Consider the following 12,670-nt stretch of genomic DNA (forward strand, 5'->3'; position numbering starts at 1 on the left):
TTGAACAGGCCAAAGGTTTTTTTATGGAAAATTTTAAAAAGAAAGTTGCAAAAAATAAAGGTTAGACATATACTTATATACATAACTATATAACCATAAAACATAAGGCGGTGATTTACTATTGAGCCACTCACTGAATGACAGTAAGCCGATTTTTATACAGATCAAGGAACGAATTGAGGATCAGATCGTGAATGACCAGCTGAAGGCACACGAACAGATTCCTTCTACTACTCAGCTGGTAACCTTGTATAAAATTAATCATTTAACTGTCGCCAAAGGTATAAACCTGCTTGTAGATGCAGGAATGATTTATAAAAAACGGGGTGTTGGTATGTTTGTTGCAGAGGGGGCAAAAGAAATGCTGATGGAACAAAGAAAAGAAGGGTTTGTGGATCAATATATGCTGCCTATGCTGCAGGAAGCAGAAAAACTTGGGATATCTCAGGAGGAATTAACTAAAATTATGGAACAGTTGAAAGGACGTGATAAACAGTGACGGCTAATATTCTGATTGACCAGGTATCTGTTAAATATAAAAAGTTCCATGCGCTGGACCAAGTATCGCTGAAGCTGGAAGGAGAAAAAATCTATGGGTTAATCGGACGAAATGGTGCCGGGAAGACAACGCTTCTTTCACTGCTTGCATCTTTTGCAGAACCGGATGAAGGAGCGATCCAGGTGAATGGACAGCCGTTATTTGAAAATGCCGAGCTAATGCAGCAGGTAACGTTTGTTTATGAAAAAGACTTCAGAGAAGAGTCTGAAAAAGTAAAAACCTACTTGAACGCAGCTGCTGAATATAAGCCGGATTATGATGCTGAATATGCACTGGAATTAGTGGGAATCTTTAACCTTCCTCTGAACAAGCCGGTGTATAAGCTGTCAAAAGGCATGCAGTCAGTACTGAACGCAGTCATCGGGCTTGCTTCACGCTCACCCATTACGATTTTCGATGAAGTCTATTCCGGGATGGATGCACCGACACGTGAAATCTTTTATCAGCAGCTTTTAGAAGATCATGCCCGTCACCCGAGAACGATGATTCTATCTACACACCTCGTATCTGAAATGGACTATCTGTTTGAAGAAGCAATCATCCTTCACAAGGGAAAAGTGCTTTTGCATGAGCCTGTTGATGTTGTGCTTGAAAAGGGAGCATCTGTGACTGGCGCCGCTGATCTGGTGGATGAATTTGTGGCCGGAATGAGTCAGATTCACACACAAAAACTCGGCGGGACAAAGTCAGTCATGGTGATTGATCCGCTTACTGAAGAACAGCTGATCCGCGCGTCACAGTCAGGGCTTGAAATCGGCCCTGTCTCACTTCAGGATCTATTTATTCATCTCACTAAGGAGGAGGGGCAGCATGGACCAAAGTAAACGGAAAGACTTGAAAATTGCTTTTAGTATGACCTTCATGCAGTTTGGCTGGTCAGTGTGGATGATTGGTATTGTGCTGTTACTGTTCATTACCTTACAGGTCTTTACTGATTTTCAGGTCATATTAAATAATGAAGAAGTAGCCTTTCACGGGTTTATTCATTTTATAGAAAACCCGTTTAAGATTTTCATGCTGGTTGTTGGTATTCTGTCAGTGCCAAAGTTCTTGAGCTGGTTTGTGAAAACAGGTGTTACCAGAAAAGACTATTTCACTGGCACTGCCGTTGCGGCTGCAGCACTATCGGCAATCTTTATGGTCATAGCGGTTATTGTTGCCGGGATTGAACAACTGATTGCACCTGTTGAGTTCGTGACCTATTTAGGTGAAGGTGCCTCATGGTTTCTGATCTTTGTTGTCTATACGTTAAATATTTTTGTCTATTATCTTGCAGGCTGGCTCATCGGGGCCGGGTATTATCGCTTTGGCGGCTGGGGATTGCTCTTATATATTGCCGGAGCACTTGGACTGATTTTTATGATGGACCTTTTATGGACGAATCAGCTGGAGACACCGCTGCATGCATCTGAAAACATGCCAATATTTATTTCGTTCAGTGCAACACTTATTTTAATTGGGATTTCTCTCTGGGTGATTCGGATGAGTACGAAGCGAGTGAGGGTAAAGCTGTAGGCAGCGTTTTAGTTATAAACGGGTCTGTACGGGCTCTCAGCACACTCCGCTCCATGGGTGAATGTTGTAAACTCTCCAGTGACGTTGGTATTTTCGCGATCGACGTAGCGATACACCTGGGTTGAAGCAGGTATTAGCGGAGTTGACTGTCATGAAAACAAAATTGACGCAGGTGAGAGACCGAACCACGTTCACTATACTAATCCTGACTGGTCCTTCACTCTGTTTACCACATCTCTCAGCGGGTAGAGTCTTTATATTAATCTAATCTGCAGAAGAGGTGTTTCAAAATGAAAAATGATATTACAATTAAGCATAAACTCGGTCTCGGAACAGCACCGCTCGGTAATATGTTCAGGGATGTTCCTGAAGAGGAAGCAATGGAGACGATTCAATCAGCCTGGAATGAAGGAATCCGTTATTTTGATACTGCCCCGTTTTATGGAGCAGGACTGGCAGAGATCAGACTTGGAGAAATCCTGTCTTCTTATAACCGTAATGAATATCTTTTGAGCTCCAAAGTCGGCCGTCTGGTCCTGGATGAAACGGAAGAAAAAGAAGGACTGTTTGAGTACGGTAGAAAGAATAAAATTCAGACGGATTACACGGAGGACGGAACACTCAGATCCATTGAAGACAGCCTGAAGCGCCTGAAAACGGATCGTCTGGATATGGTATATGTGCATGATATTTCACCAGACTTCCTTGGTGATGAGTGGGTGACAAAGTTTGACGAAGCGCGTAATGGTGCTTTCAAGGTACTCGATCGCCTGAGAGATGAAGGTGTCATTAAAGCCTGGGGAATTGGCGTCAATACAACAACGCCGATCGAGGTGGCACTTGAACTTGAAGAGGCGCACCCTGACTTAAGTCTGTCAGCAACACAATATACGCTGCTTCAGCATGAGCGAGCACTTGAACGGATGATGCCGCTTGCTGAGAAAAGTAATGGCGGACTTGTTATTGGATCTGCATTTAACTCAGGCGCGCTGCTCGGTGGAGACCACTTTGACTACCAGGACATCACACCTGAGATTAAGGAACGCGTGAATCAGTTTAATGAAGTAGCACTGAATCATGGTGTGAAGCTGAAGGATGCTGCACTGCAGTTTTCAACAGCACATCCGGCAGTAAAGGCTGTGGTGACAGGTTCTACAAGACCTGATCGTATTAAGGAAGACCTTCAGGCTTTAGGAGCGGAGATTCCGGCTGCGTTTTGGGCTGAGCTTATTGAAAAAGGGCTTGTATCACCGAAAGCGACAATTCCAGGTAAATAAGATTGAATAGTACGATGGACTGAGAGTCCCGGTTTTATACCGGGGCTTTTTTCTTTTAAATGAAAAGAGGAAAAAATATTAGAGTTTTGAATATTCTTTTTGACGAATATTCTAAATGTGATATATTTAATGTAAGAAGGTGATTGTCATGTCAGATAAAAATTACATCAAAGTATTCCAGGCAATCGCAGATGAAAAACGTCTTGAGATATTAAAGCATCTGCAGGGAGGCGCTAAAACAGTCGGAGAAATTGCTGAAGCTTTAAGCTACCTTCAGCCGCAGACTTCAAAACATTTAAAAATCTTACATGAAGCAGGTTTGGTCCGTGTGGAGGCTGTTGCAAACAAGCGGTTTTACCATTTAGAACAAAGCGGGTTTATGGCATTAAACGATTGGCTGTCAACATACATTCAACAATGGGACGAACAGCTCGACAGGCTGGATGCATACTTAAAAGAGGAGGAATAATAAAGATGAATGTGAAAACAGAGGGGACCAAACTGATCATTGAGCGTATTTTTTCCGTGTCGCAGGAACGTCTGTTCAAAGCCTTCACGACTTCAAGTGAACTGGAAGCCTGGTGGGGACCAAAGGGATGGAAGACGACAAACAAGCGGTTTGAATTTGAGACGGGTGGACATTGGCACTACTGTATGAAATGTGAAGATAAAAGCCAGGGTGATTTTTACGGAATGGAATCCTGGGGGCTGGCAAAATTTAAGGACATTCACACTCCGGAGCGATTCCTCTATGAAGATCAGTTTTCTGATGAAGAAGGAAACGTGAATTCTGATCTGCCAGGCATGGATATTGAAGTTGCTTTTCTGCCTGTTGATGGTGGCACAAAGCTTGTCACCACCACATTCTTTGATTCGGTTGAATCACTTGAAAAGGTAAGTGAAATGGGCATGGTCGAGGGAACAGCCTCACAATATGAACGTTTGGAAGAATACTTGAAGTGATCAGTCACAGGTCGTGATTAAGCCAGATGGCGATTAGAATATTCATATTGTGAAATGGACCGGGATAAAGAAGTGATATCCCGGTCTTTTTTAGTTTTGTTAAAGTCTGTCGTTCATGCACAGCTGAACCGGGATCATCAGAGCAAACGTTAACAGCGTTTTTCGAATAAATGATTCTGTTTACCCTGAGATAATATTTGTTCAAAGTCAGATGAGATTTTGTCAGGACGAGAGAATGCGATCATCAGATGAACTGAATTGTGTTAAAATTGTCTGCAGTACAGGCATAAAAAAGGGGCCAGCTTATGACAAAGATTCTGATTGGACTGCTTCTCGTATTTTTTAAACTCAACATTAACTTTCTTGATATTAGTCTTATATATTCTTTCACCAATCTGATTGGCTACACACTGATCTTTTTCGGAGTGAAGGAGGTTGGGAGAAGATATGAAGCGGTGGGAAAAGCGCTGCCTTTAGTAAGTTTTATGATTTTTCACAGTCTTGCTTTTCTGATTTTAAATGTCACCGGGAACTCACCACTGCTGCTTCCGCTTAATTCTTATTTAGCCGTTATTTCCTATGTGGGGCTGGCGTTTGTCATTGCAGGAATGTTCATGGTTTACGTCATCATTTCCCGTCTAATTGAAGATCTGGAGGAAGAGATGGGCGTTACCTCTCATACCAAACGCTTAAAGAAACTTTGTGTAATAATGATGATTGCATTTGTTTTATTGGGAATGTTTTATTTTCTGTTTTCAACACTACCTGGAATCTCACAGATGTTAATGGGTGTGTTAATCATGCTGCAGATCATATTCCTGATCGAGTTTTACAACACTTTTTTAAAAAGCAGTAACAGCACAGTAGCTGAAAGGTAGAGCAGGGATAAACCCCCGCTCTGCCTTTTTTGTTATAATAGAAGTGTAACAAATTCAGAAACAGAGGAGAGAATCGCATGAGTAATAGTAAAGCGAAAAAGCAGCGTCTGCACGCGCAGAGAAATGGCAGGTTTGACGTTGAGATGAAGCGCGGAACCCATGCTGATATCAGCACACATGTCAGAAAGACGAAAACAAAAAAGGAGAAGCTTGATCAGATGAGAAATAAGCACAAAAATTCAACGTCAGGGTGGAGGGTAGAAAAAGCTGCCTGATGGAATAAGGAAGATTTAAAAACAGACCCGGTCATACCTAAGTTCTGACCGGGTCTGTTTTTTCGTGTGAGTGCTCCACATGTCCGGAGTTCGTGTGCTGTGTTCTATCCATCGAGGGAGTGATACGCCCGGATTGAGTGTTTTATACTCCAATTTGAATGTCGTGACCCAGCACCGGAAGTAAAAACCGCCTGCACCCAGTCATTCAAACGGTCATTTGAATATTATATTGACATCAGCTAGTTTCCACCCATACACTATAAATAAACAATCAAACAACTATTTGAATGAGGTGAAAATATGGTTAAATCATCGAATCAGCCGTCACAGGATACATGCGAAACGTATTGCTTTGATGAAGCAGTTGTGAATCGGGTACAGCCAAAAATCGCTGAAGCAGAAGGTGTGGAGCTGATCTTTAAAGCGCTGGCAGACGCTACCCGGGTAAAAATTACGTATGCGCTCACACTAGAAGAGGAGCTCTGTGTCTGCGATATCGCCAACATTATCGGCTGCTCAACGGCGACTGCCTCACATCACTTGCGACTGCTAAGCAATATGAAGCTTGCAAAATATCGTAAAGAAGGAAAATTGGTTTTTTATTCGCTGGCTGATGATCATGTACGCCAGCTTGTGTCGATCGCGTTAGTTCATGCGAATGAGGAATAGGGGTGTTTGACGTGCAGAAAACTGAACAGGAAATAAAGACAGGATGCTGTTCGAATAAAGCTGAAGAACCTGAACAAGCGACAGATATTGGTGATATAAAAACTTTCAAAGTGACCGGCATGGACTGTCCGTCGTGTGCTTTAACATTAGAAAAAGGTCTGGCAAAAACAGAAGGGATTCAGTCCGTCAAAGTCAATTATGCTTCCGGAAAAATGGCTGTTGGTGCTGTGAATGCTGATATTTATGAGGCGGTTCCGGGATACGTGAAGAAGTTCGGCTTTGAAGCAGAGCCGGAGCGGAGTAAAAAAGATGCTCACGTTTATCAGGTAAGCGGAATGGACTGCAGCTCATGTGCAGCAACGCTTGAAAAACATATGTCTGGCAATCCTGGTGTCCAGAGCGTAAGAGTCAACTTTTCAACCGGGAAAATGCATATTGCCCATACACTGACTGATGAACAGGTCGTTAAAGAAGTGCAAAAATCCGGGTTTGATGCTACACCGGCAACACTTCGAAATCAAAAGAAAGAAGATCAAAAAACAGTTAAATCAATTCCTGTAACAACGATTTCCGGACTCCTTTTAGCGCTTGGGTTCATCGGGTCCTTCACTGCAATTCCGGAATGGCTGGTGACAGTATTTTACGCAGCTGCCATTGTAATCGGCGGGTATAAACCTGCCAGAAGTGCATTCTACGCAGTAAAAAGCCGCTCGCTTGATATGAATGTACTGATGGTAACTGCAGCAATCGGGGCAGCACTGATCGGCGAATGGTTTGAAGGGGCAACAGTCGTCTGGCTGTTTGCACTCGGAAATGCACTGCAGAACCGGTCAATTGAACGCACAAGAGATTCAATCCGCAGTCTGATTAACCTGACACCGTCTGAAGCACTTATTAAAACAGATGGCGGGACTGTTGTAAAAGATGTCGAGGACGTTTCAATACATGACATTATGATCGTTAAGCCCGGTGAAAAAATCCCGCTCGATGGTGAAATCACTTCCGGCATGTCAAGTCTGAATCAGGCGCCGATTACCGGTGAATCGCTTCCTGTTGATAAAGTGCCTGGTGATAAGGTATATGCAGGTACAGTCAATGAAAGTGGTTCTCTGGAAGTAAAGGTGACAAGACTGTCAGAGGATACGACCATTGCACGGATCATCCATTTAGTAGAAGAAGCGCAGGAGAAGAAAGCGCCGACGCAGGCTTTTATTGACCGATTCGCGGCTGTGTATACACCAATCGTTTTCGTCATGGCACTGCTGGTGATGGTCGTGCCGCCGCTTGTGGGGTTTGGGGCATGGGGAGAATGGTTTTACAGGGGACTTGCGCTATTAGTCGTTTCCTGCCCGTGTGCGCTTGTTATTTCAACACCGGTTGCGATTGTATCAGCGATTGGAAACGCTGCACGAAACGGCGTACTGATTAAAGGTGGTACGTTTCTTGAAAAAGCAGGTGCGATTAAGGCGATTGCTTTTGATAAAACAGGTACGTTAACTGAAGGAAAGCCGAAAGTGACTCAGGTGATCGCACTTGAGCGTGACAGTGTAACACTTGTCAGTATCGCTAAAACGATTGAAGAGCACTCCACGCATCCAATTGCACAAGCTGTGATCAGCTATGCAAATGAACGAAGTATTTCATCTGAAGCCGGCAGTGGTTTCAGTGCAATTGCCGGAAAAGGTGCAACTGCAATGATTGATGGTACTGAATATTTTGCAGGGAAACCGAAGCTTTTTAAAGAAATGGGTATTTCAACAGCACATATAGATGATCGGATTAGCCAGATGCAAAATGAAGGCAATACGCTTGTCGCAGTCGGTACACGGGATCAGATCCTTGGCTTGATCGCAGTCGCTGACACTGTCCGTGACATTACGGTCCGTTCAATTGAACAGCTGAAGCAGGCCGGCATCGGTGAAATGGTGATGCTGACTGGAGATAATGAAGGAACGGCGAAGAAAATGGCTGCTGAAACCGGCGTGGACCGCTACTTTGCCGAGCTGATGCCTGAAGATAAGGTAACGGCAGTGAAGAGGCTGCAGGATGAAGGGAAGCAGGTGGCCATGGTAGGGGACGGCATTAATGATGCCCCGGCGCTTGCGACTGCTGATCTCGGCATTGCGATGGGCGGCGCTGGAACTGATACGGCAATGGAAACAGCGGATATCGTGCTGATGGCTGACAACCTTGAAAAGCTGCCGCACACGATCCGTCTGAGCAGAAAAGCGCTCACAATCATCAAGCAGAATATCTGGTTTTCACTGATCACAAAGCTTGCTGCACTTATGCTGATTTTTCCGGGGTTCCTGACGCTGTGGATGGCAGTATTAAGTGATACTGGTGCAGCGCTGATTGTGATTTTGAATAGTATGCGGTTGTTGAGGATGAAGTAAGAGGGGAGCAGATCCGGTTTTGGGGTCTGCTTTTTTCATGGCAGTATCAGCGCGTTCAATGACGAAGAGTGCTGAATCAATTAATCACGGAGATGAACCAATTAATCCGGCCGGTGAATCTATTATCGGCCGTCTGACTGGTCATGACTCAATTAATCTTTGCGGTGGGCCAATTAACCAGAGTGCTGAACCGAACATTCCGTTCCATGATTCAATTATAAGACCGTCCCACCACCCTAAAAAAAGCGACCACATCACTTCATTAAAAGTGACATGATCGCCCCCTCAACATGATCAGCTCTGCTGCGCCTGATACACTTCCTCATAAGGCTGCACCACAATAAACCCATTTCCTGAAAACTTCATCTGCACAGACTCTCCGCTGCCTCTGCCGAAAAAGCTTTTCAACTGAACATCTGTGACAAACTCCGGCTCAAGATTACCAGACCAGGCAACCGTTGCGTTCGGGTCTGTGAATACCGGCTTGTTCGGCGTGACATGTAATGTGAGCGGTTCATAGTGTGAGGTAAAGGCAACCAGCCCCTGACCTTCAAGCCGAACGTTGAACAATCCGCCAGCCATCATCCCAGCCACTCGTCTCATTAATTTAATGTCCCAATCCAGCCCATCCTGAAAAGCTAGCAGATCATTTCCATTAATAAAAATGCTTTCACCTTCAAGGTAGAGGACTGTAATCTTCTTACCCATATCCGCAATATACAACCTGCCCTGGCCATTGGCTTTCATCAGCTGAGCTCCTTCACCACTAAAAGCCTTCTTTACGAACTTACCCAGCCCATGCTCCAGCATCCCTTCACGTTCAAATTTAATATTACCATCATAAGAAATCATAGATCCTGCTTTCGCCCAGACTTTTCCGTTCAGATTGACCTCAAGCATACGGTCAGTTTCGAGTTCAAAAAAGTCACGCGCACTATCCTCCTGCTGTGTTTCCTGTACAAATTGTCTGATCGAGTACTTTGACATTAGAATTCCTCCTTGGTTTGGATAATCATTCATACGGCTGATTGGAGGAATGGTTTCAAATACATGGGAAAGTATCGGCTCCAAACCTGTATAAGTGAAATGGTCTGTATGATTGATTACGTTAATATATTCATATGAAGAGCGCAGTTTTTCGACGTTAAGATCGCTGATAAAATCAACCTGTCAGGTCTGAACGTCAAATCACGATAAGGAGTAAAAATGATGAAAAAAGCAGGAGTCATCTTATTATTGCTGGTTTTACTGTCCGCCACAGGATTCGGTTTCATGAAAGCTGTACAGGCCAGTGTTGAAAAAAGTGTCATCGAATACCTGATCACTGAAAAGAACATTTCAGAGGATGAGATCCTTGTCAGTGAACCCTTCATCGCCAACCTCCCGGGTGAAAAAAACTGGATGGTCGGCATCAGGTTGAAAAATGATGAAAAAACCTATTATTACTATAGAAGTAACGGTGAAGTCCTTTTAGAGTCATATTCAGAAAATGGCATAGAGACTGTTGAGTAAGAGGGAGCGAAGTATGGGGTCTGACCCTGTACTTCGCTTCACCTGCTAAAACAATACCCTCACCTTCACTAGATCAATGATACTTCCGTCTTTTGCACTTCTTGCATAGACCCACAGTTCTCCTGTCTGAGCGGTCGGGTTACGGTCAAATTTGATCGGGGCGGAGTAGGTACCAAAAGCAGGTCCACCTTCAGAAGCCTGTATCGGCGCTTCGTTGGTGACGGTCGTACCATTTGCGTCTGCGATTTTATATAAAATTGCGCCTTCAAAAGCGCGTGCGAAGCCGGAGAGCGTTGTGCCCCGGCTGATTTTTGTACCCGGAAGCGGACTGAAGACGACGATATTAGCTGATGAGGGGAGCGGGATCAGAAAACGGTAGCCCTGAAAAATCACGTCCGGTGAGAATCCCGGCCGCTGTTCATTTGCTTTTAGGATATCGGAAAGCGGAATTCCGAACTGAGCCGTGATTTTGTTCAGCGTATCACCTGATTCAACCTGATAGACAAACGCAGGAATGAGGAGTCTGTCATTTACGAAAATCAACACGGGGTCTGCCAGCTGCGGGTTAATACCGAAGAGTAAATCGACAGTTGTTGAGTAACGCTGGGCAAGTCGATAAAGATTATCGCCTGGCGCAATCACCTGGTTCGTCTGATTTATACCCAATCTTGTTACGATCAGCACCTGCCCCGGGAATATCAGTCCGGGATCTGTAAAAGGTGGATACAATGCATTGGCAGTTTCGATGTCCATCACGCTGCTGCCAAATCTGCGCGCAATTGAAAACAATGTATCACCGGGCTGAACAGTATAGACGAAATGTGTACCACTGACCACTGGCATATCTTTCACTCCTTATTGAGTCAGGTCCATATTCTATTCAGGATATGTAATACCATAATTTGTTATGATAAAAATATTAAAGGTTATAAAAGGGGATGCCTCATGAAAAAATGGACCGGTTCAGCAGCTATCTGCCTGAATGAAAACAATGAACTGCTCATGGTGAGAAGCTTTGGTTCTGATGCCTGGGCAGTTCCTTCAGGTGGAATTGAAGAAGGCGAGACGCCGGAAGCGTGTTGTGTGAGAGAAGTGATGGAGGAAACGGGGTATGAGGTTGAAATTATCAGGCATTTGTTTTTAAAAGAAACAACGATCGATGATTTTGAAGTGCAGACAAATTATTTTAAGGTTAAAAAGATCGGGAAAAGCAGCGGGATTTCAGATCCAGACAACCTTATCGAAGAAAAAGCCTGGATCTCTGCATCAGATATGAAGAACCTGAAGCATGTTTACCCTGAAGATAAAGCATTTTTAACAAAGGTAATGAAACGCTGAAATGAACATTACGCTGTGCTTCTGGTTTTGGAATATGTATAAATCGCTCCGATGATTAGTCCGGCAATGTTTGAGCCAAGCATTACCAGGTGATAAACAGACTCTGAGCCTTGTGTCAGATAAACTGAATATCTGATCGTGTTAAATGTTAAAAGTACAAACAGCAATAGTGTGATTTTACTCATTAGTCAACCTCCTAAATATCGAGTATCGCTTGAATCGTTCATTATACATACGAGTAAAAACAAGGTAAGTTTCATATATCCAGTAAATTCCCACTTATGATTTGTATCAAGAACTCTTATGTTAAACTGACCTAAATGCCAGGTTAAGGAGTTTTTAGATGGTACTCAGAGGATTCATCATGATCGCAGCGATACTCGTGCTGATAGCTGGATCTTATAGCTTTAATAATGAACCCAGCCAGTTTTCGACTATCTTTTTAGGAGTATCACTCAGCAGCCTGTTTTTGCTGGTCGGGTTAAAAGAGTGGCCGAAGGAAAAAGGAAAAGTAGCGGGCGTTATTATGTTTATTGGGGCAGTAACGGTTTTTATTCAAATGGTCAGCATAAGTATAGGGAACTGATCACAAAGGGGAATTAGATGTCTATGCGAAAATCAAAGACTGTCACCTGGCAGCCTGAAGGAATTGAACATTTGGAGGGGAAGAATCCGAGCTATCTTTTTCTGAAATCAATTAAAGTAGACCCGAATTTCCTCGAAATCCTGATCAGAGATTTTAAGGGGCACTCCATCCGAATTGTGTATGATCAGGCATGCGCTGCTGACTATGCAGTATGGCATTTCGAGTATGATACGCATGACGGGAGAATGGACCTGAGATATGATCTGGATGTCCAAATTCCGGATGATCACAATCATACAATCCCTTATTTTATGAAAACCTACCATGCCCCGGAACTTGAAATCTACAAGCGCAGTATCACACTCGCAGATGCCATTCCTCGTGCAGAAATTCACATATATTCTACGGTTAATGAATTTTTCAGGGTAATTAGTGAGTATGATCCGAAAATCACGATTTATGAAGGTTAACTGATTTTAACCTTCTTCTCCGGAACCTTTATCAAACCGGTTAAAAATCCATTTGTAAATTAAATAATAAATCACCGCAATGGGAACGGCTGTTGAGAAATAAATAATCCCGTTCACAAGCCCATCCTTGGGTATAAACATACTATGGTAATACGAAACGATACTGCCGGTAATCAGGATATAAAGCACTTTTAGAATTTTCAATGACACCATCACTCTCTTTTAGGTAAAC

At 43.6% G+C, this 12,670-nt stretch carries 19 protein-coding genes; 15 read left to right on the top strand and 4 right to left on the bottom strand.

Annotation, left to right across the window (positions count from 1 at the left end; genetic code table 11):
• The first annotated feature begins 121 nt into the window (after positions 1-121).
• The 11 genes from LG330_RS05355 (at position 122) to LG330_RS05405 (ending at position 8,809) form a co-directional block, all read left to right on the top strand.
• Positions 122-499, top strand: a complete 378-nt coding sequence (locus tag LG330_RS05355; RefSeq protein WP_404408022.1) for a GntR family transcriptional regulator — start codon at positions 122-124, stop codon at positions 497-499.
• The gene (locus LG330_RS05360) at positions 496-1,383 is read left to right on the top strand and encodes an ATP-binding cassette domain-containing protein (protein WP_404408024.1); all 888 of its coding nucleotides are present in this window, start codon (positions 496-498) and stop codon (positions 1,381-1,383) included. The genes LG330_RS05355 and LG330_RS05360 overlap by 4 nt, the downstream gene beginning before the upstream one ends.
• Positions 1,370-2,074, top strand: coding sequence for a hypothetical protein (locus tag LG330_RS05365; protein ID WP_404408025.1), 705 nt, complete (start codon positions 1,370-1,372; stop codon positions 2,072-2,074). The genes LG330_RS05360 and LG330_RS05365 overlap by 14 nt, the downstream gene beginning before the upstream one ends.
• A 290-nt stretch (positions 2,075-2,364) precedes the next feature.
• Positions 2,365-3,351, top strand: a complete 987-nt coding sequence (locus LG330_RS05370; RefSeq protein ID WP_404408027.1) for an aldo/keto reductase — start codon at positions 2,365-2,367, stop codon at positions 3,349-3,351.
• Between the two features lie 148 nt (positions 3,352-3,499).
• Positions 3,500-3,820 carry an ArsR/SmtB family transcription factor gene (locus tag LG330_RS05375; protein ID WP_404408029.1) on the top strand — a complete coding sequence of 107 codons (321 nt, stop codon included), beginning with the start codon at positions 3,500-3,502 and terminating at the stop codon, positions 3,818-3,820.
• A gap of 5 nt (positions 3,821-3,825) precedes the next feature.
• Positions 3,826-4,314, top strand: a complete 489-nt coding sequence (locus LG330_RS05380; protein ID WP_404408031.1) for an SRPBCC domain-containing protein — start codon at positions 3,826-3,828, stop codon at positions 4,312-4,314.
• 305 nt (positions 4,315-4,619) lie between these two features.
• Complete coding sequence (locus tag LG330_RS05385) at positions 4,620-5,192, top strand: hypothetical protein (RefSeq protein ID WP_404408032.1); 573 nt, start codon at positions 4,620-4,622, stop codon at positions 5,190-5,192.
• A gap of 77 nt (positions 5,193-5,269) precedes the next feature.
• Complete coding sequence (locus tag LG330_RS05390) at positions 5,270-5,467, top strand: hypothetical protein (RefSeq protein ID WP_404408034.1); 198 nt, start codon at positions 5,270-5,272, stop codon at positions 5,465-5,467.
• Between the two features lie 300 nt (positions 5,468-5,767).
• On the top strand, positions 5,768-6,136 hold the full coding sequence (locus LG330_RS05395) for an ArsR/SmtB family transcription factor (protein ID WP_404408036.1): 369 nt from the start codon (positions 5,768-5,770) through the stop codon (positions 6,134-6,136).
• Positions 6,137-6,147: 11 nt separating this feature from the next.
• Positions 6,148-8,532: a heavy metal translocating P-type ATPase gene (locus tag LG330_RS05400; RefSeq protein ID WP_404408038.1), complete on the top strand. Its 2,385-nt coding sequence runs from the start codon at positions 6,148-6,150 to the stop codon at positions 8,530-8,532.
• A gap of 37 nt (positions 8,533-8,569) precedes the next feature.
• A complete protein-coding gene (locus LG330_RS05405) occupies positions 8,570-8,809 on the top strand; it encodes a hypothetical protein (protein ID WP_404408040.1) in 240 nt (79 codons plus the stop codon).
• Between the two features lie 17 nt (positions 8,810-8,826).
• Here the strand turns inward: LG330_RS05405 and LG330_RS05410 are convergent, their stop codons facing one another.
• On the bottom strand, positions 8,827-9,519 hold the full coding sequence (locus LG330_RS05410) for an AIM24 family protein (protein ID WP_404408042.1): 693 nt from the start codon (positions 9,517-9,519) through the stop codon (positions 8,827-8,829).
• 222 nt (positions 9,520-9,741) lie between these two features.
• Between LG330_RS05410 and LG330_RS05415 the strand changes: the two genes are divergently transcribed.
• Positions 9,742-10,044, top strand: a complete 303-nt coding sequence (locus tag LG330_RS05415) for a hypothetical protein (protein WP_404408044.1) — start codon at positions 9,742-9,744, stop codon at positions 10,042-10,044.
• A gap of 45 nt (positions 10,045-10,089) precedes the next feature.
• On the opposite strand, the gene LG330_RS05420 is transcribed toward LG330_RS05415, so the two are convergent.
• Positions 10,090-10,887 carry a LysM peptidoglycan-binding domain-containing protein gene (locus LG330_RS05420; RefSeq protein WP_404408045.1) on the bottom strand — a complete coding sequence of 266 codons (798 nt, stop codon included), beginning with the start codon at positions 10,885-10,887 and terminating at the stop codon, positions 10,090-10,092.
• A gap of 102 nt (positions 10,888-10,989) precedes the next feature.
• On the opposite strand from LG330_RS05420, the gene LG330_RS05425 reads away from it, so the two are divergent.
• Positions 10,990-11,382 (top strand): NUDIX hydrolase, encoded by a 393-nt coding sequence (locus tag LG330_RS05425; RefSeq protein WP_404408047.1) that lies wholly within the window; start codon positions 10,990-10,992, stop codon positions 11,380-11,382.
• An 8-nt stretch (positions 11,383-11,390) separates the two neighbouring features.
• On the opposite strand, the gene LG330_RS05430 is transcribed toward LG330_RS05425, so the two are convergent.
• Positions 11,391-11,567: a hypothetical protein gene (locus LG330_RS05430; RefSeq protein WP_404408048.1), complete on the bottom strand. Its 177-nt coding sequence runs from the start codon at positions 11,565-11,567 to the stop codon at positions 11,391-11,393.
• A 158-nt stretch (positions 11,568-11,725) separates the two neighbouring features.
• On the opposite strand from LG330_RS05430, the gene LG330_RS05435 reads away from it, so the two are divergent.
• Both LG330_RS05435 and LG330_RS05440 read left to right on the top strand, forming a co-directional pair.
• Positions 11,726-11,968 (top strand): hypothetical protein, encoded by a 243-nt coding sequence (locus LG330_RS05435; protein WP_404408050.1) that lies wholly within the window; start codon positions 11,726-11,728, stop codon positions 11,966-11,968.
• 17 nt (positions 11,969-11,985) lie between these two features.
• A complete protein-coding gene (locus LG330_RS05440; protein WP_404408052.1) occupies positions 11,986-12,438 on the top strand; it encodes a hypothetical protein in 453 nt (150 codons plus the stop codon).
• A 6-nt stretch (positions 12,439-12,444) separates the two neighbouring features.
• Here LG330_RS05440 and LG330_RS05445 read toward each other — a convergent pair whose 3' ends face one another.
• Positions 12,445-12,648, bottom strand: coding sequence for a hypothetical protein (locus LG330_RS05445; protein ID WP_404408054.1), 204 nt, complete (start codon positions 12,646-12,648; stop codon positions 12,445-12,447).
• Positions 12,649-12,670: the final 22 nt, after the last annotated feature.

It is taken from the genome of Jeotgalibacillus malaysiensis (genome assembly GCF_044789845.1).
GTDB lineage: Bacteria > Bacillota > Bacilli > Bacillales > Jeotgalibacillaceae > Jeotgalibacillus > Jeotgalibacillus malaysiensis_A.

Bases quoted from the DNA above. Each gene is read 5' to 3' on its own strand.
- LG330_RS05365 (WP_404408025.1), top strand. From the start codon at position 1,370: ATGGACCAAAGTAAACGGAAAGACTTGAAAATTGCTTTTAGTATGACC.
- LG330_RS05370 (WP_404408027.1), top strand. From the start codon at position 2,365: ATGAAAAATGATATTACAATTAAGCATAAACTCGGTCTCGGAACAGCA.
- LG330_RS05375 (WP_404408029.1), top strand. From the start codon at position 3,500: ATGTCAGATAAAAATTACATCAAAGTATTCCAGGCAATCGCAGATGAA.
- LG330_RS05380 (WP_404408031.1), top strand. From the start codon at position 3,826: ATGAATGTGAAAACAGAGGGGACCAAACTGATCATTGAGCGTATTTTT.
- LG330_RS05385 (WP_404408032.1), top strand. From the start codon at position 4,620: ATGACAAAGATTCTGATTGGACTGCTTCTCGTATTTTTTAAACTCAAC.
- LG330_RS05390 (WP_404408034.1), top strand. From the start codon at position 5,270: ATGAGTAATAGTAAAGCGAAAAAGCAGCGTCTGCACGCGCAGAGAAAT.
- LG330_RS05395 (WP_404408036.1), top strand. From the start codon at position 5,768: ATGGTTAAATCATCGAATCAGCCGTCACAGGATACATGCGAAACGTAT.
- LG330_RS05405 (WP_404408040.1), top strand. From the start codon at position 8,570: ATGGCAGTATCAGCGCGTTCAATGACGAAGAGTGCTGAATCAATTAAT.
- LG330_RS05410 (WP_404408042.1), bottom strand. From the start codon at position 9,519: ATGTCAAAGTACTCGATCAGACAATTTGTACAGGAAACACAGCAGGAG.
- LG330_RS05415 (WP_404408044.1), top strand. From the start codon at position 9,742: ATGAAAAAAGCAGGAGTCATCTTATTATTGCTGGTTTTACTGTCCGCC.
- LG330_RS05420 (WP_404408045.1), bottom strand. From the start codon at position 10,887: ATGCCAGTGGTCAGTGGTACACATTTCGTCTATACTGTTCAGCCCGGT.
- LG330_RS05425 (WP_404408047.1), top strand. From the start codon at position 10,990: ATGAAAAAATGGACCGGTTCAGCAGCTATCTGCCTGAATGAAAACAAT.
- LG330_RS05430 (WP_404408048.1), bottom strand. From the start codon at position 11,567: ATGAGTAAAATCACACTATTGCTGTTTGTACTTTTAACATTTAACACG.
- LG330_RS05435 (WP_404408050.1), top strand. From the start codon at position 11,726: ATGGTACTCAGAGGATTCATCATGATCGCAGCGATACTCGTGCTGATA.
- LG330_RS05440 (WP_404408052.1), top strand. From the start codon at position 11,986: ATGTCTATGCGAAAATCAAAGACTGTCACCTGGCAGCCTGAAGGAATT.